The sequence below is a fragment of the Rhizobium sp. ZW T2_16 genome, from assembly GCF_044987325.1.
GTDB lineage: Bacteria > Pseudomonadota > Alphaproteobacteria > Rhizobiales > Rhizobiaceae > Neorhizobium > Neorhizobium cellulosilyticum.
Map to the genome: position 1 here is coordinate 127,230 of NZ_JBJDRG010000010.1, position 16,697 is coordinate 143,926.

Here is a 16,697-nt window from a genome sequence, read left to right on the forward strand (position 1 = left end):
GGTACTTGGAAATCAGGCGCGCATGGGTAGCAGGCCATCGTTGACGGCTTGCGAGACAGCAGCGGCCCTGGTTGTGACGCCGAGCGCCCTGAACAGGGCGGATACATGAATCCGCACCGTGAATGGCGATATGCCGAGCACGATGGCGATCTCCTTGTTGCTCTTGCCTTCGGCAATATAGCGAAGCACATCGGACTGCCTGTCCGTCAAAAGCGGGGTGGTGATCGTATCCGCCTCCGGAACTCTCGTGATGACATCGCCTTCGCGGATCGCCGTCAGAGCTTCCGTCAGAACCTCGGGATGAACGGCCTTGTTGATGAAGCCGTTGACCCCGCAGGCAAGAACGTCATCGATGGTGAGCCTGTCGTCTGCCATCGAGACGACGACAATCGACGAACTTGCGAATTCACGCCTGAGGGCAGGCAAGTCATCCTTGATGCTGCGCCTGGTGAAGAACAGGTCCAGTATGAACATTGACGGCGGCTCCTGCCGCGAGCGGGCCAACGTGAGAGCGTCATCGAACGTGTCCGTTGCGGTAATCTCGGCGTTCGGCATCATTCGCGTCAGCAGCGTCGTTAGACCGTCTCGGAACACTGGGTGATCGTCTGCGACAATGATTGTGTCTTCTCGCAAGGCTAAGTTCTCCTCTGCCGCACCTGCTCTAAACCAGACGATGTAAGCGGATTGGATGCCGGTAGAGCGCCGGATTTTGCCCGTCGACGTTTCCTGAGTAAGCATGACTTCCGGAGGGGTCGAAATGGGCTGGGCACGGTAAATTTCAATAGCTGAATCTCGCCGGTACGGCGCGTTTCTAGACCAAAGCAAGGATGCGTTGACGATCCTTGTCGCAATCCACGCAGACCTGTTCGCCGGTGTCGAGAAGGTGGTCGATGATTGCATCGGAAACTGCGCCATCGGCGATGCGATCGAAAGCGGCAAACATCGGCTGTGAGTTGACTTCGAGGAAATTCAATTTCCCATGATCAGCGACCATGAAGTCGGCCGCCGCGAAATCAAGCTCGAGCCGGTCGCAAAGCGCAAGCAGCTTGTCGCCGACCGCATCCGGGACGGCGACCGGCCGGATTTCGACATCGCGCGTCTGTCGGTAGTCGAGTTCCGGCGATTGCAGTTCAAACGCCAGAAGTCGTGCCCCTATACGGTAGATACGGATTTCGGGGCGGTTGAGGCGAGGTTGCACAAAGCGCGGGCCGCCTTTCTGGCCGGTCAATACGCTCAGAAGCGTAGTATAGTCTCCACCCGCAACCGGCTTCTGGATTAGCGCTTCGGCTCGGCCGGCAAATTCCTCGAAAGCGTTCGTCGCGATTGTCCGGGGAATGACGAGGCCGATTTTTGCCGCTTCGATCAGGTTATGGATCTTGTTGTTCTCCCGCAGTCCGGTGCGGCGGTTGCACAACTTGGCATCAGTGCGGCTCTCGGCCCATCCCCGAAGTGTATAATACCAGTTATGAGCCTGTGCATGGGCATAGGCGAAGTCCGCGGTCTCGTAGAGAAAGACGTCCTGGCGAATGAAATAGGCCGTTGGGCGCAAGGTTTCGCCCTCAAGCTCGAATGTATCGTTTTGGATATCGAGCCGAACCCGTGGAGGCGTATCCGGACCGACCAGCAAAGTGCGAAACGGTAGGTCCCGCGCTTTCAATCGGTGAATGAGAACCCGCAGATTGGGGTCGTTCTGGCCGCCGCAAACTAAAATCATGATCGTTCTGCCTTCGCTTGGCCTTTCAGCCGCAACCTGTCTGATCGGGAAGGTCGGTCCGGGCAAACCGGACCGACCCGATGGATAGCAACAAGTCTACAATCAACCGTGCAGCTTTGCTTCCAGCACCGGGAAGTGGATTACGCCGCCGTCTTCCTCACCGACAGCAAGGGTCGTTGCCCGGCCGCCGCCATCTTCTTCACCGATTGCAAGAGTCGTTATGCGATCGAAGCCGGCGCCGGCAACGGCATTGGTTTCCTCTTCGTTCAGCACCCGGTGCTCGCGCTTGTCATTCTCCATCTAGGCCTCCTATTACCTGAAACATTGCGGGGACAGACTTCGGTGCCTCTCCCGGTTGCGAACATGGCTGCCGGGCAGGGCGGCATCAACTCGCGCGAATGTGCTATAGGCCATCGTGAAAGGGGGACGTCATCCCACGAAGCCGCCTCATGACGTGACTGGCGACAATCCGTTGGGCGACAAAGGTACGTCGTGCACCCGACCGTTCTGTACCCGAAAAACTCTTGAAGCATTGCGTATCAGGGCCGGACGATGGGCGATGACGATGCGGGTGATCGGAAGCGACGCAACCAGCATGGCGATTTCTTCCTCCGTTTGCTCGTCAAGATTTGCTGTCCCTTCATCAAGCAGCAATAGCTTCGGTTGCCGATAGAGCGCCCGCGCCAGAAGTAGTCTCTGGCGTTGACCACCGGAAAGTGCCGCTCCCATATCTCCTATCAGAGAGAGGTACTGCATCGGCATTTTTACAATGTCGTCGTGAACACGGGCCGCCGCTGCGGCCATGACAACGCGCTCCATGTCCAGATTGGGATCGAAGAAGGCGATGTTGTCGGCGATTGATCCGGAAAGGAGGCGGTCGTCCTGCGCTACCACGCCGATGTGGCTGCGCCATGCCTGCCACAATTCCGGTGTCGCCCTGCGCCCGTCGAGAAGGATTTCACCTGTCTCCGCTTCATGCAGGCCTAGGATGAGCTTGAACAGAGTGCTCTTGCCTCCACCCGACTGGCCGGTGATTGCCACATAATCCCCCGTCTCGATCTTCAGATTGACGTCTTCCAACACAAGCGGATCGGAGGTGCCGTAGCGAAACGAAATGTCGCTTAGCTCGATTGCGCCACGAGCCTCGTGGGTGACGGCGCCGGCACTCGACTGGATGGCACCTTGTGCCATCGCGATATCGGCGATGCGATCGAGATGCACTTTGAGAAGCCGGAACTGGATAATCTCGGCCACCAGCGACATCGTTCGGTCGCTGAACGTCTGGCGAAAGGACAGGAAAGCCATCAGCATGCCAATCGACAGGCCGTCGGCATTGAGGATGGATCGCGCGCCGAGATAGATCACAATAACAGTCTGTAACCCGATGATGATGCTGTGAACCAGCTTCAGCGTGATCTCGTATCTGCCGAGCGAAATCGACGCGTTTATGACCGAGGCGTAGCGATTGCGCCAGTTGCTCTCCCGTTCGGATTCTCCACCCATGATCTTGATCGTGGTGGCTGCCCGTACCGTCTCCATCAGCTGTGACTGTTCCTTCGCCGAGGCAATTAATTGCTCCTGCGTGCGGGAGCGCATGACAGGATAAAAGGCAAAGGACGCAGCTAGAACCATGAGCAGCGAGAGGCAGACGACGAATGCCAGAAGTGGCGAATAGAGGAACAGGATGAAGGCCGCCACAAGCGCCATCAGACCGTCGATCAGCGCCACCGCCATGCCGCGCGTTACGGCATCCTGAATGGCACTGGTCGATTCGATCCGCGATATGATGTCGCCAACATGCCGTTTTTCGAAGAATGAAGATGGCAGTCGCAGGAGATGACGAACAAGATTGCCAACGATCTGGAACAGCATCATAGATCCGAGAATCCTGACCACCCAGGCCCTCACGGCCTCCAGCCCAGCATGGACGATGAATAAGGCGCCAAAACCCAGCGCCAGCACCGCCAGAAGGTCTCTATCCGCACGTCCAATCGCCTCGTCAACCACCAACTGAATCTGGAATGGAATGCCGAATGACGCGATCTGGAAGGCAAGGGACAAACCCATAATCTGAAAAATCGCCGGCCAGATGCCGGTAAGCCGTGACCAGAGATCGGTCAGCTGCAGCGTTTCCGTCGCTTCGATCTTCTCAAAAACCGGAGCCGGTGCCAGTTCCAGCACCACCCCGGTGAAATGCCGGGAAAACTCCTGCAGCGGCAGTTCGCGCATGCCCAGTGCCGGATCGTGGATGACCGCCTTCTTACCCGAGACAGATTTCAAAACTACGAAATGGTTGAAATCCCAATGCAGGATGGCGGGCAGGCTTACCTTCGACAGGGCGTCTAGGCCGACACGAAGTGCGCGCGGCGCAAGCGACAGCTTGCTCGCCATCTGCATTAGGCCGCGCAAGTTTGCACCACTCATCGAAAGCGGAAACCGCTGCCGTAGTCCGTTGAGGTCGATATTGTGACCGTGATAGCTGCCAACCATGGTCAGACACGCAAGCCCGCACTCCGCCCCCTCACTGGCAAGCACGACAGGGAGCCTGCGGCTGCGTGAAAAATTGAGTTCCTGCAAGCTCATCCCATCCGCCCCACTGCATAAAGAGGATCGAGCAGCCACTCCAGTAGCGTGCGGCGATCGATGATCACATCGGCTGAAAGCAGCATGCCAGGTTGAACGGGCATGTCCTGCCCATAGGCGCTGACGAGTTCACGATCGAGCCTCACCTTCACCCGGAAAACCGGTTCATTCAGCTGCAGGCCAGGTACGGAAATTTCGTCGGGGCCAAGCACCGTGCGCGATACCTGCACAACCGTGCCTTCGGCGCTGCCAAATTTCTGATACGGAAACGCCTGATACATCAGCCGAACGTCCTGGCCCGGCTTGATAAAACCGGCCGCGCGCGAAGGAACGAAAAGCTCCGCCTCGAGCTTGCTACCGGCGGGCGTGATAGCTGCGATCATAGTTCCTGCCGCAACATCCTGGCCCTGACTGACGGGCAGCGCCACGACGCGGCCGGAAACCGTTGCGCCGACGATATAGTTATGGCGGACCGCCGCTTCGGTCTGGCGTTGGGCCAGCGCCGCTTGCGACACACGCGCCTGTGCCTGCGCTGCGTCGATTTCCAGCGGCAGGGTGCGGTGGCGCGCGTCAAGATCACTGATCTGCCGTTCATAGTTGAGGATCGACGCTTTTGCCTGGGAGACATCCTGGCGCGCCACCAGCTCTCCCATTCGAGCGTCCTCAAGGCCTTTCTGGGTAAAGGCACCTTGTGCGGCTAATTGGGTGGCGCGTGCGACGTTCAGTTTGAGAAGGTCTGCCTTCTCTTCCAGCACGGTCAGGCCGGATCGGGTTTCATCGAGTTCGCGCAAAAGAGCGATTTTGCGCAAGCTGACCTGCTCTCGTTCGGCCTGCAACTGCCCCTTTGTTGCCGCGGCCTGAGCCGCTGCCGCCTCTGCTTCCGTCCGCAGTTGGTTCTCCAGAAGCGTGCCGGCATTACCGCTGTTGAAATCAGAGGATATACGCACCTGCGCAAGCGTTTGATTTACCTGTACCTCGTCTCCCTCAACGACGTTGATACGCTCGACGATACCACCTTGCCGTGCGCCAATCCTGATAATGCCGCCCTCAGGTACGACCCAGCCGGATACACTTTCCATCCTGGCATAGGTTGCGGTCGAAAGGAAAAGCAAGCCCGCTACGACGATCGCCATGCCCGCATAGCCGAGTACGCGTGACGCCAATGGCTGAGTGAGGATCACCTCACCCTCCAGCCGGGCGTTCTGGCTGGCCAACGCTTCCTGTCGAAACAGGTTGTTGTGCGGTGGAGGGGGAGAGGCTTTGGCGTCCTGTGGTTCCGCATGCTTGCGGGCGGCTTCACTCATCATTGCCTACCATGTCTAATGTTTTTGCATTGGAGGGCTGATGCGGGATCGCTGGTGAAACCTAGAAAATCTCCGCACTGCCTGATCGTGATGACGGCGTCGAAGGCGCGTTCGGGCGTGCCAAGCTCCGACCCAAGATCATGGTTGGCAACCGACGCGTTTTCGTTCAAGAGGACTCGTCACCCCGAATTACAGGCTTCGGCTCCAGAGGTATTGGGCAAGCCGGTCGACGAGCCCACCGAGATGAACGCCGCCGGACACGTCCTTGATTTCCGCTTCGCACAATTTCCTTATTTCGGTGCTTTTCTGCATGGCTTGCTCCAGTGTTTTTCAACGTGATCTTCATAGACGTTCTGGTCTTGTCGATCGGTCCGGCTAGTCGGCGCGGCTCCGCACTCCTCATCCGTCAGCGGTCGATTGACGAGACGCCGATATTTGAGTGCCTGCAGGACAAGATCAATTAGTGCGAATGGTCTATGGTGCGGGTCGCCTGCAATCGGCATTGTGGATTTCGGTTACGGCAACGATCGCGTTGGAAAATCGGCGTTGCGAGTTAGTGCTATGTTTTCATTGCAATTTACTCGAGGACCTCTGGGATCGGTTTGCGGCTTTCCGCGCCTAGGTCATGTTGACAAAGTGCCTTCTCAAATCAGCTTAGGTCTGAGTTCAAGGCTGTCTTTCAGGAGACAGTGATGGCACGTGGTGATCTTACCGATGCAGAATTGCGGATCGTGGAGCCGCTTCTTCCCGCGGAGCGGGGGCGAAAATCTCGTCCTTCGCATGGTAACCGCCAGTTCATGAACGGCATGCTGCACGTACTTCGGGTGGGGTGCCCTTGGCGTGATATGCATGAGCGATATGGAAAGTGGAACTCGGTCTATGTCCGGTTCCGCCGTTGGGCTGAGCAAGGGTTCGCCGCATTCCTGGCGATCGCCGCGGCGAAGATATGGCTGCCATACTTTGTCAACATAACCTAAGCAGATGGAAGCGATCCGCGCGGCAAAAGCGACAGGGCTTAGGTAGTCGCGGCGCTGCTGAAAATTGGGCAGCCGGCCCTTATCCAGATATCTGCGTGCATTTGCAAAACTATATATGGATTGTAATACATTCTCAATAGTGCCGCACATCAACTACTTGGCAAGACTGCAATCGCGTCGCTCGATTCCTGTCGTATCTTTAACATAAGCGCGACCACGGCAGGCCGGGGCATGGGACGGGAGAGTAGAAATCCCTGTAGACTGTCACAGCCAAGGCTCTTCAATACGGATTGCTGTTCTGTCGTTTCTACACCTTCAGCCGTGATTTTAAGGCCTTTGGCTCGTGCCATGTCGATCATGGCGACGACAAGTGCCTTGCTGTCATTGCGATGCATCTCGTCGATGAAAGACTTATCGATTTTTATTCTATCGACCTCAATCTTTTGAACACGAGAAAACGACGAGTAGCCTGTTCCGAAATCGTCGATGGCAAACTGCACCCCTGCTTTTCGCAACATAGAAATCGTTCTTTCGAGTTCGCCCCCGTCGCCCGTTGTTGCGCTCTCGGTCATTTCGATTTCCAGCCTGCATGGGCTGATCTGCCATTTCGCGAGTGCAGTTAAGACCCGGAGCGGGTACCCAGGCGCAGCGAGCTCAAGCGCGGAAGCGTTGATTGCTATCGAGATCTCGGGAAACTCCGCCAGTGTCTTGCAAGCATCCTCCAGGACGAGAGTGCCTATGTCATTGATCAGCCCGATTTCCTCGGCCAGGGGGATGAATTCCTCAGGGCTGATGTAACCGATCAGGGGATGCTTCCAGCGCGCAAGCGCTTCGAGCGAGCAAAGGTTTCCCTCATCAGCCGCGAACACAGGCTGATAGAAAACTTCCAGTTGGCTTCCGTTCTCTAACGCGGAACGGAGGTCGTCTTCCAAAGTGCGGCGTTTGCGCAGAACTTCGTCCATATGACCGCCGAATATCGCATAGGTATTCCGACCGGCGGCTTTTGCGTGGTAAAGCGCAATGTCTGCTTGACGCATAAGTTCGGCGGGATCGCTGGCGCCGGCCGCGTGAGCTGCGCCAACACTTGCTCCGATGGTGATATGCGACGCCCCGACCTCAAATGGTACTTTAAGCCTGCGCACGAGGTTGTCCGACAGCTCCTCAGCGTTTCGAGCGTCTCCGGCGTGGAGCAAGATCGTGAACTCGTCGCCTCCTATACGGGCAATGAGCGCCTCGGGCAGGAGAGCGCGCATACGCGCCGCAGCCATGCCGATCAACTCGTCACCGACAGGGTGGCCGAACGTATCATTCACTGCCTTGAACCTATCAAGATCGACAAACAAAAGGCAATGCTGCTCGTCAGCTTGGGCGCGGCGAAGCCGCAAGTCCAGCTGTTCGCCAAAATGGGCGCGGTTTGCAAGCCCCGTCAGCACGTCGTGTGATGCCTGATGTTTCAGCTCTGCTCGACTTGTTGCCAGCCGTTCGGAGCGCCGCCAAAACGCTCCACCAGCAAGGCTTGTCCCAGAAAATAAGGCTACAAATGCAAGGAGAAGAGCAGGAGCGGTATTGTTGAGAACCTGTTTGCCTGGCTGGAACGGTCTCCAGCGAAAATACCCAAACACCTGGCCATCCTTCGCTCGCAATGGGACAAATGCCAGATCGCGCCCTCGCGGCTGCTTCGCAGAGAATTTTAAAGCATCGAAGGCATACTCACTACCAATAATTGGCGGTAGGTCTCCATCAAGGAAGCGGACAGCGACGTGAATCCTTTCCTTCCCAGGAACCTGCTCGATGTCACCTGAATCAGAGACAATCGGCTTAACGCTGACGATAGCTGGTCGGAAGCCAACATAACGCAGGTCCGACTCTCCGATAGAAAGAACTCTATCATTCGTGCCTTCGGTATCACCAGCCGCCAGACGAGCCTGGAGTCTTATCGCCAGGGGCAGGTAGGCTCTTTTAAGATCGTCCGGCGCTGGAGCATACTCCGCATCGGCCAAAAACTGATAAAGCGGCGACAGATCTGTCCGCAGCACCAATGCGGCGTCATGTCCGAAATAGCTGTGCATCCATGAGCCCAAGTTCGCCTCGACCCATTCGAGGTTGCCGCTCGCGGTGTTTTTAACGGCGTCATCCCAGACGGTGGCGCTCTCTTGATCGTGCGCCAATCCGGCCTTCAATTTTGAAACTGTCAGCGTCACGAGATCGCGCTGGCGAACAGCGGCTACTTCGTCAGTTCGCCCTGCCGCCCAAACAAGCGCCAGTAGAAGCAGGCCGCATACCAAGAGGGACGCGCACGCTGGCACGACCCACCGTAAAACCCATTGCGACTGAAGCTGTATGCTCATTGCGAATGTTTTCCTGTATTTCACGCAATCATAAAACAGCGGCTGTTAAAACGATCGCAAGCAAAGTGGTTAGGGGAGGGTTTAAGCACCGTGCGTCCGATTTCGTACAATTCGGAACTGGAGCCGAGTACTGTCGACCAAGTGACGCTTGTTGCTGGCGAGCTGCCTTGAGCATCACGAATGGCATTGAGCAATGCGATAACTTTGAATGCGTCGCCACAAGCCATCTGATTTGCCGTCGATCGCCTGGCGAATGCGAGGGACAGTCGCCCATAGCACGTTCCTTCAAGGGCGACCGCTCTACTTAATCCAGTCTCCTGGCCGTTTCGATCTTCCTCACAAAATCTTATCCTGCGGCTGCCGACAGAACCCGGTCAAAGAAATGGGACGGATCCTCGCCGGCCAGACTTGAGGCCTCGAATATCAGCCGGTCTTCCCGCCGAACCGCGCCGGCTTTCGTCGATGCTGCCACAAGCTTTGCCGACGCGTTCTTTGTCAGCGTTATTGCAAGTGCTTTCGGCCCGGCTTCAAGCTTGGCAATACCCAACCCTCCCGCGATAAGCTGCAGTTTGGTCGTTCTCAAGAGAAGCAGTAGATCGTGCGGCGCGTCGCCGAACCTGTCCTCGAACTCGTTTTCCAGGTCGTTCAGGTCACCGACCGCGGATGCCCGCAACAGTTTGGCGTAAAGGTTGAGTCTGACAGCTGGATCCGACACATAGTTTGACGGTATTGTCCCGACTTCTCCGAGATTGACGACCGCGCGCTGTTGTACGCCTGACGGTTGCCAGCGAAGTCTTGCAACGGCGCCTGCGAGCAGCTTTTGATAGAGCCCGATACCAATCGTCTTCATATGGCCCGCCTGGTCCTCTCCAGCGATATCCCCTCCGCCGCGCAGATCGAGATCTCGCAGGCTGATTGCGAGGCCAGCGCCAAGGCGGTCGTTCTCAACCAGGGTCGAAAGGCGCAAGCGCGTTTCCTCAGCCAGCTCAGCGTCCGACTCGGTTAAAAGGGTAGTGATGCCCTGGGTTGCTCCGCGCCCGACGCGTCCACGTAACTGATGGAGCTGAGCTAGGCCGAACCGATCAGCGTGCCAGATGAACATCGTGTTGGCGCGCGGGACATCAAGGCCGTTTTCAATGATGTTTGTGGCGAGAAGGACGTCGCCATCGCCTTTCGCAAAGTCGACGATTGCTTCATCGATCGCAGCAGGCGGCATCTTCCCATGAGCGACCTTGACCGCAAGTTCCGGAACGATCTTTTGCAGCAGTGTCTCGACATTTTCTATATCCTCGATACGCGGCACTACGATAAAGCTCTGGCCTCGGCGCCGGTATTCCCGCATTAGGCCGGTCCGCAAGGACGCCGGATCGAATGACGCAAGTGAGGTGCGGACGGGCCGGCGCCTGGATGGTGGCGTGGTCAGCAGGCTGACCTCCTGAACGCCCACCATCGCCGATTGCAATGTCCGCGGGATCGGCGTGGCCGACATGGACAGCGTGTGAAGAGATGGCGCGAGGCTGTTCATCGCCCGCTTTTCTTTCAGACCAAATCGGTGTTCCTCGTCCACGATCAGCAGCGAAAGACGCGCAAAGCGAACGTCTTTCGAAAGGATCGCCTGGGTCGCGATAATGATGCCGATCTCGCCCTCAGCGAGCGCCGTCTTCGTCTTTTTCGCCTCACTTGGCTTGAGCATGCGAGACAGCATGCCGACAGAGATGCCGGTTCCCGCGAACCGCTGCTCAAAGGTCGCAAAGTGTTGTCGAGCGAGCACTGTGGTCGGTGCGATAACAGCCACCTGGCCGCCCGAAAGCGCAACCGCTGCTGCGGCGCGTAAGGCGACTTCGGTCTTGCCGAAGCCGACATCTCCGCAGACGAGACGGTTCATGGTATGTCCGGAGGCGAGATCGGAGAAGACGGCCCGGATGGCTTCGGCTTGATCGGGAGTTTCGGAAAATGGAAAACGCCGCGCGAAGGCAGAAAATTCGGCACGCGGTGAGACGAATCTCTCTGCTTGCGACGCCTGCCTCTGTTTCGCTACCTTCATAAAATGGCGCGCGGTGGATTGAATGTTCGCGTGAATCTTGTCGCGTTTCTTCTGCCAGGCATCGGTGTGAAGGCGATCGAGCGTGATTGCTTCTGGCTCGGAGCCATAACGCCATAGCTTTCCAAATTCTTCCACCGGTACGAGGAGAGAGCCGCCATCGCGATATTCCAGGCGAGCAGCGTCCCGTGTGACATCGTCCACGGTGATGCTTTCCAGATCTTTCAGGACGCCGACGCCATGATCTTCGTGAACGACGACATCGCCTATTCGAAGCTCTGCTTCCGCCAGAACGGCACTCGAACTCGCAACCCTGCCCGCTCTATCGGTTGCGGCAATAACAACGACGTTCTGTCCGGCGTCGATAAACCCTTGGTCCAGGTCGCAGGCCAAGCTTAGGAGGGTGCCGGGCTCTGCTTTCAATACGGCCTCCCATGTATCGACGGACCGAGGCACTTTCCTGGATGCTTTTGCCAAACGCCGACCCATCGCTTCGGCGGTTTTTCCCTTTCCAGTGATGAGAACCTTCATTCCTTCGCGCAGGTGATCTTGCACGAATTCGACCAAGGCTTTGCGTTGCTCTCTCTCGGTTACATCTGTTGGGATGTCACCTCCGTTTTCGAGATCGAGAACGCCTGTGAGAACGCTGCCAGAGAGCCGTTCCCACTCCGCTCTATCCAGATAGAGCGACCGGGAGGAGGAAGGCTGACTATCGCCGAAGTCTGCTCGTGACTGACGTGCATCTTCGATAATCTCAAGATAGCGTCCGACACGCTCGGTCGCGCCGGGAGCCAGAAGGACTGTGGTATCGCCGAGCACGTCAAACACGGTCGGCATGTCTTGATAAAGGCGCAGCAGCAATTGCTCCATCGTTTCCGGCAGTGGAGCACGGTCCTCTGCGAGATCGCCAACAAAAATGGCTTCGGATGCCGGACCGAACGTCACGTTGTCGAGATTACTTTCTGTCCGCTGCGTTGAGCGGTCGAAACCTCTGAGCTCCTTGACCGTCTCGTTCTCCGACAGAACAATCCGCATTGGACCCGGTGCGCCGGCGGGGTAGATGTCGATCAAGCCTTCTCGAACCGCCAGCTCGCCGGGATCGTCCGCGACGCCTTCTTCCTCATAGCCGGTCCGCTGGACGAAGTCGGAAAACGCTTCGCGATCGAACGGCTTTCCCATTACAAGCTCGATATGGCTTTCCGAAATAACGGCCGCTGGCGGGATACGTTGAAGCGTTGCATCCAGCGATGTTAAAAACAGCCGCGCCGCGCCGCTCGGCGTGCTCCAGATCCGTAATGCATCCATTCGCACCCCCATGCAGTGCCGCGACGGTGGCACCCGGTCATAGGGCAGGCAATCCCATGGCGGAAAAACGATCACCTCGATCTCAGGAAACAGCGCACTGAAAGTCTCAGCGATTCTGGCAGCCGCGCCCTCGCTTTGTGCCACATAGCACAGGGGACTCTCGGAGCTTCTTAGAGCTGCGGCCAGCCTGGTCGCTACGACACCCGGCGGAGGCTTGGAGACTTGGGTGTGATCGGCCGTAGCAGCGGGTGGGGGGGCATCTTCATCTCTGGACTCAACGACACTCACATGAACCTGCCATTTTATCGCCGGCGACTTTACCAGCTTAACCAAACGGCTTCTCAATCAGGCTGTTCCATTCGAGCGGGTCTGTTGGCTAATTCTATTGAGAGCGATAGTTACAGGTAACCTGCCAAAGCCGCTGAAATGTCGAAGCGATCCTCGAAGCCCTTCAAATGTAAATCGTCGCAACGGCCGAATGATTGCCGCTGCTTGAACTATCTAAGCAGTTTTCCTTCTAGCCAGGTAATCGCTTTCAGCGTCGGGCGCTGTAGCCACTTGCTGTCCTGTGCAAGAATAATCAATCCCAACGGCACCATCCAGAAACCCAGGATCGGCAGAAACCCGACAAATCCGAATATGACGAACAGGATACCCACGATGAGACGGAGCCATCGCAGTTCCGGCTTTCTCATCGACCGGATGAAGCGGCCAAGGGGTCTCGGTATTTTGTCGGCGTATCTCTCGACGATTGCATCGAGCTTCTGGGCGTCTGTCTTGTCGGTTTCTTTGGTCGCCGCCTGCCTGGAAGTGCCGAGTATCTCCGGAGAGCGTTTCTTGTCTCGATAGTCTGAACTCGGGCCACGGCCAGGCTGGCTTGACGACCGTCCCTCGTTAATTGCGTCGGCTACCGCCTTGACCAGAGGCAAGTCGGACAGCGTCTCGATCGCCACCGAAAGTTTGGGTTGCCAATTGGGATAGCTGCTGCTGGTGCCTGGAACGTTAGTCGGTCGCATTTCATCTGTCAGGTCTGCCAGACGGATAACGACCAGTATGCTCGGCGTGCCGGCGATAAATCGATGTGCTCGGATGGTTAGGTCTTGCAGGGTGGATTGCGACAGGGTCTCGATCAGATCGCCTGCATCAGGAATGCCAACCGCCTGGATCAGTTGCCGCCGTTCCTGCTTGCGCTCGGCCTCATGCTGGCGTGTCAGGTCTGGCGAAACAATGCCGTGTTCGGCACGAAGATCGATATCCGCACCGCGCCACCATCCCGTTAGCGTCTGATGGTCATGTGTCGATATACAGGCCAGTGCGAGAGCCGGATATTCTGTCGCGGGTTTGAAGCCCTCGTCATCGCGCTCGTAGGAGAGGATGCGGTAAGACAGGATGCTGGCGGCCGTCAGATCGTCCTGAAGTCCGTCGGGGAGCAATCCCAGATCCTCGCCGATGACGAGGCAACGATGCCGCCCGGACGTATCTGCCAGGATCCGTATCAGGTCTTCCTGCGGATAGCTGACATAGGCGCCGTCAGATGGCGTTTTGTCTATCGGGACGAGGAACAGTCTACGAAGCGCTGCCGCGTGGTCGATCCGGATGGCGCCGGCATACTGCATGGCCGCGGTCACCATTCGCTCGAATGGCGAAGCCTCACCCGAGGCGATCCGTGACGGCTGGAACCCTGCAAGGTGCCAGTCCTGACCATCTGGTGCGAACGGATCGGGCGGGCTGCCGATTGTCGCTTCTGTCAGGTAGTTATCGCCTTCGCTCCACGTCGCGGAGCCGTCGAGAGCCTCGCCGACGGCAAGGTCGAGATAAAGTCCGATTCGCAGGCCGCAAGTGCCGGCATATGCCGCGGCGTCCGAAAGCTGTCGGTGGGTGATCCATTGCAGCCAGGAATGAAACCGGATTTCATCGCTATGCGCGGCGGCAAATGAAACAACCGATGGCGCGTCTGGATCCTGAAACTCATCCGGCCAGGAGTGCCAGCCAGCCGCAAAGCCGCTCTGTACCATATACTCCGACAGGGTTTCGAATAGGGCGTGACGTCGAAGAGCCTCGCCGCCGTAACCGACGAAGGCTTCGAAGTCCGTGTGTGCGTCATCGGCCGCATTTGTGGTTTTCCACCGCTCCCAGATTGATCGTAGGGCTGAAAGCTTCACATCAGTCACTGCCCCGTATGCGACGAGATCGGTGGCGCGTAATGCGCTGATCGCTGCTTGTTGTTCGGCATCCGGCTGGAAACCGGGCAGCTTGTCGACAGCGATATAGAGCGGGTTGAGGAAGAGCCGGTTGGAAGGTTCATAGGGACTGCATCGCCCTGCGTCAGCGAGAAAGGGAGCGTGCAGCGGGTTCAGCCCGATGAAATCGCCACCAAGCGACGCGACCATATCGATCATGACACGCAGGTCTTCAAGATCGCCGATGCCCCAGTTCCTCTCAGAGCGCAGCTCGTATAGCTGGAGGCTAAGGCCCCAGACGCGCTCTGCGGACAGGAAGTCTGGAACGAAGCATGAAGCCGCATTTTCGAGCATGTGCGATCCGGCATTCCGGCCACCGGATCCGGCAGGATGATCATCGATCAGTTCCACATTCAGCGCCTGGAGAAGCCTTCGCTTGGTGTCATCGGAAATTTCCACCGCCTCTCCGCTGGGCGTCGGACGTTTCAGATCGATACCATGCCCAAGCGCCAGCCGATCAAGTGCGCTTCCCCTGAGACCATCAAGCTGCAATCCATGCTCTACTCCCGCACGGTAATCTGACCTACTACGCAACATCGGCGCGAACCCAAACGCTGACGCTGCCGCCGTGAACCGGGAAACTTGCCTTGCCATCATCGCCGACGACGATCTCGTCATCGCGGTGGCCGAGGTAATCCCGGAAATTGGCGCCCGCTACCTCCATGCCGAGATCAACTGATTTCTCGCCCGCGTCACTATTGGACAAGACGGTGACGCAGCCGGGCATGTTGGCGGTTCCATGTCTCACGAATGCGACGCATGAATGATGATCGAAGTAATCCGTCTGCGGTCCGTGCGCGAAGCGTCTGCGCGCCTCGACCAGTTTTGGCAGGCATTCGATCGCCGGCATGTCGACCGAGCGATGTTCGCCGTCCTTGCTCTCCGTATAGCTTGCGCCATAGAGATCGGGATAGAAGACGCATGGTGCGCCCTGTTCGCGCAACAGGATCAGCGCATATGCAAGCGGCTTGAACCATGGGTCAACGGCGGCTTCGAGGGATTGAAGCGGCTGGGTATCGTGATTGTCGACGATGGTCACAGAATGGTCGGGATGCACCGACACGAGCGATCCGTCGAAGATAGTCCGCATGTCGAAATCGCCGCCGGACTTCGACGCCTCATGGAAACGGTGGTGGAGCGCCACGTCGAACACGGTCAGTTGGTGATCGACGAGATCGAGGTAGCTCTTCAGCGTTCCCATGTTCGGGTGCCAGTATTCGGCAACCACGAACAAGTCCTGCTTGACGGTCTGGCGCATATGGCCGACCCAATCGCGGAAGAACCAGGCGGGAATGTGCTTTGCCGCATCGAGCCGGAAACCGTCGACACGAACCTGCTCGGACAGCCATCGCCCCCAATATTTCAGTTCCTCATAGACGGCCTTGTTGCGAAACTCGACATCGGCGCCCATCAGGTAGTCGAAATTGCCAAGCTCGTCGTCGACCTCGTCATTCCATTCGCCTTCGCCATATTCGTTGACGAGCCGGAAGACACCGCTTTCGTCCGGATTTTCGATGCGGTCGACACCGCTGAAGCACTTTTGATCCCAGACGAATTTCGAGTGCGCGCCGCCGCGCCCGGGAAAGTTGAAGCGTGTATGAGCGAGCGCCTTGAACTCCTCGTCCTCGATCTGGGTGCGGTCGTCGGGATTGACCCGCCTGACACGGACAGTCTCTTTCTCGTCGGCGCCCATCTTGTGATTGAATACCACGTCGTGGATCACACCGATGCTGTTTTCGTTCAGGATCCGGCATGCATGTTCGAGCGCAGCCTTGTCGCCATATTTGGTCGCGACCGTTCCTTTCTGATCGAATTCACCGAGATCGAACAGGTCGTAGGTGTCGTAACCAACGGAAAATCCCCCGGCAGAACCCTTGTAGGCTGGGGGCAACCAGATATCCGTGATGCCGATTGCCGCCAAACTTTCCGCCTTCTCCACGACTTCTTTCCAAAGTCCGCCTCCGTCTTGCGTGTACCAGTGGAAGAATTGCAGGAGTGTGCGTTGCATCATTGCGAACCTCGTTGAGTGGCGCCATTCAACGGGCGTGAGAAGATTTGGTTTCGCGGGGTCCGTCGCCACGCACAGATTCTTTGGGCCAGCTCTGTCAGAAAAATTAAGTGTACTATGACGGCGACGGAACTTAGGCCGCCTTGACCAGTTCAGGCCTGTGTTCGAACACGATCT

General features: G+C 57.5%; 10 protein-coding genes and 1 pseudogene. 1 reads left to right on the forward strand and 10 read right to left on the reverse strand.

What is annotated here, in order from left to right:
* Positions 1-12 precede the first annotated feature (12 nt).
* The 6 genes from ACI3K0_RS21320 to ACI3K0_RS21345 all read right to left on the reverse strand — a co-directional run bounded on the left by ACI3K0_RS21320 (position 13) and on the right by ACI3K0_RS21345 (position 5,913).
* On the reverse strand, positions 13-633 hold the full coding sequence (locus tag ACI3K0_RS21320; protein ID WP_210298164.1) for a response regulator transcription factor: 621 nt from the start codon (positions 631-633) through the stop codon (positions 13-15).
* Positions 634-811: 178 nt separating this feature from the next.
* On the reverse strand, positions 812-1,714 hold the full coding sequence (locus tag ACI3K0_RS21325; protein WP_148144969.1) for a hypothetical protein: 903 nt from the start codon (positions 1,712-1,714) through the stop codon (positions 812-814).
* Between the two features lie 102 nt (positions 1,715-1,816).
* Positions 1,817-2,014 (reverse strand): hypothetical protein, encoded by a 198-nt coding sequence (locus ACI3K0_RS21330; protein WP_148144970.1) that lies wholly within the window; start codon positions 2,012-2,014, stop codon positions 1,817-1,819.
* A gap of 147 nt (positions 2,015-2,161) precedes the next feature.
* A complete protein-coding gene (locus tag ACI3K0_RS21335) occupies positions 2,162-4,297 on the reverse strand; it encodes a peptidase domain-containing ABC transporter (protein ID WP_404946205.1) in 2,136 nt (711 codons plus the stop codon).
* Complete coding sequence (locus tag ACI3K0_RS21340; protein ID WP_183688277.1) at positions 4,294-5,601, reverse strand: HlyD family secretion protein; 1,308 nt, start codon at positions 5,599-5,601, stop codon at positions 4,294-4,296. The genes ACI3K0_RS21335 and ACI3K0_RS21340 overlap by 4 nt, the downstream gene beginning before the upstream one ends.
* 189 nt (positions 5,602-5,790) lie before the next feature.
* The gene (locus ACI3K0_RS21345; protein WP_286194912.1) at positions 5,791-5,913 is read right to left on the reverse strand and encodes a hypothetical protein; all 123 of its coding nucleotides are present in this window, start codon (positions 5,911-5,913) and stop codon (positions 5,791-5,793) included.
* Between the two features lie 380 nt (positions 5,914-6,293).
* Between ACI3K0_RS21345 and ACI3K0_RS21350 the strand changes: the two genes are divergently transcribed.
* Entirely contained in the window at positions 6,294-6,578 is a 285-nt protein-coding gene (locus ACI3K0_RS21350) for a transposase (protein ID WP_286194914.1), read from the forward strand.
* 149 nt (positions 6,579-6,727) lie between these two features.
* Here ACI3K0_RS21350 and ACI3K0_RS21355 read toward each other — a convergent pair whose 3' ends face one another.
* The 4 genes and pseudogenes from ACI3K0_RS21355 to amyA all read right to left on the reverse strand — a co-directional run bounded on the left by ACI3K0_RS21355 (position 6,728) and on the right by amyA (position 16,523).
* Positions 6,728-8,926, reverse strand: a complete 2,199-nt coding sequence (locus ACI3K0_RS21355; RefSeq protein WP_404946206.1) for a putative bifunctional diguanylate cyclase/phosphodiesterase — start codon at positions 8,924-8,926, stop codon at positions 6,728-6,730.
* Positions 8,927-9,272: 346 nt separating this feature from the next.
* Complete coding sequence (locus ACI3K0_RS21360) at positions 9,273-12,272, reverse strand: DEAD/DEAH box helicase (RefSeq protein WP_286194916.1); 3,000 nt, start codon at positions 12,270-12,272, stop codon at positions 9,273-9,275.
* A gap of 884 nt (positions 12,273-13,156) precedes the next feature.
* Positions 13,157-15,049: pseudogene (malQ, locus tag ACI3K0_RS21365) on the reverse strand (4-alpha-glucanotransferase); the annotation flags it as partial.
* Entirely contained in the window at positions 15,039-16,523 is a 1,485-nt protein-coding gene (gene amyA / locus ACI3K0_RS21370; RefSeq protein ID WP_404946207.1) for an alpha-amylase, read from the reverse strand. The gene amyA and the pseudogene malQ, both read right to left, overlap by 11 nt.
* Positions 16,524-16,697 lie beyond the last annotated feature (174 nt).

Excerpts from the sequence above, each read along its gene's own strand:
- ACI3K0_RS21325 (WP_148144969.1), bottom strand. The coding sequence starts at position 1,714 with ATGATTTTAGTTTGCGGCGGCCAGAACGACCCCAATCTGCGGGTTCTC.
- ACI3K0_RS21330 (WP_148144970.1), bottom strand. The coding sequence starts at position 2,014 with ATGGAGAATGACAAGCGCGAGCACCGGGTGCTGAACGAAGAGGAAACC.
- ACI3K0_RS21335 (WP_404946205.1), bottom strand. The coding sequence starts at position 4,297 with ATGAGCTTGCAGGAACTCAATTTTTCACGCAGCCGCAGGCTCCCTGTC.
- ACI3K0_RS21340 (WP_183688277.1), bottom strand. The coding sequence starts at position 5,601 with ATGAGTGAAGCCGCCCGCAAGCATGCGGAACCACAGGACGCCAAAGCC.
- ACI3K0_RS21345 (WP_286194912.1), bottom strand. The coding sequence starts at position 5,913 with ATGCAGAAAAGCACCGAAATAAGGAAATTGTGCGAAGCGGAAATCAAG.
- ACI3K0_RS21350 (WP_286194914.1), top strand. The coding sequence starts at position 6,294 with ATGGCACGTGGTGATCTTACCGATGCAGAATTGCGGATCGTGGAGCCG.
- ACI3K0_RS21355 (WP_404946206.1), bottom strand. The coding sequence starts at position 8,926 with ATGAGCATACAGCTTCAGTCGCAATGGGTTTTACGGTGGGTCGTGCCA.
- ACI3K0_RS21360 (WP_286194916.1), bottom strand. The coding sequence starts at position 12,272 with ATGGATGCATTACGGATCTGGAGCACGCCGAGCGGCGCGGCGCGGCTG.
- amyA (WP_404946207.1), bottom strand. The coding sequence starts at position 16,523 with ATGATGCAACGCACACTCCTGCAATTCTTCCACTGGTACACGCAAGAC.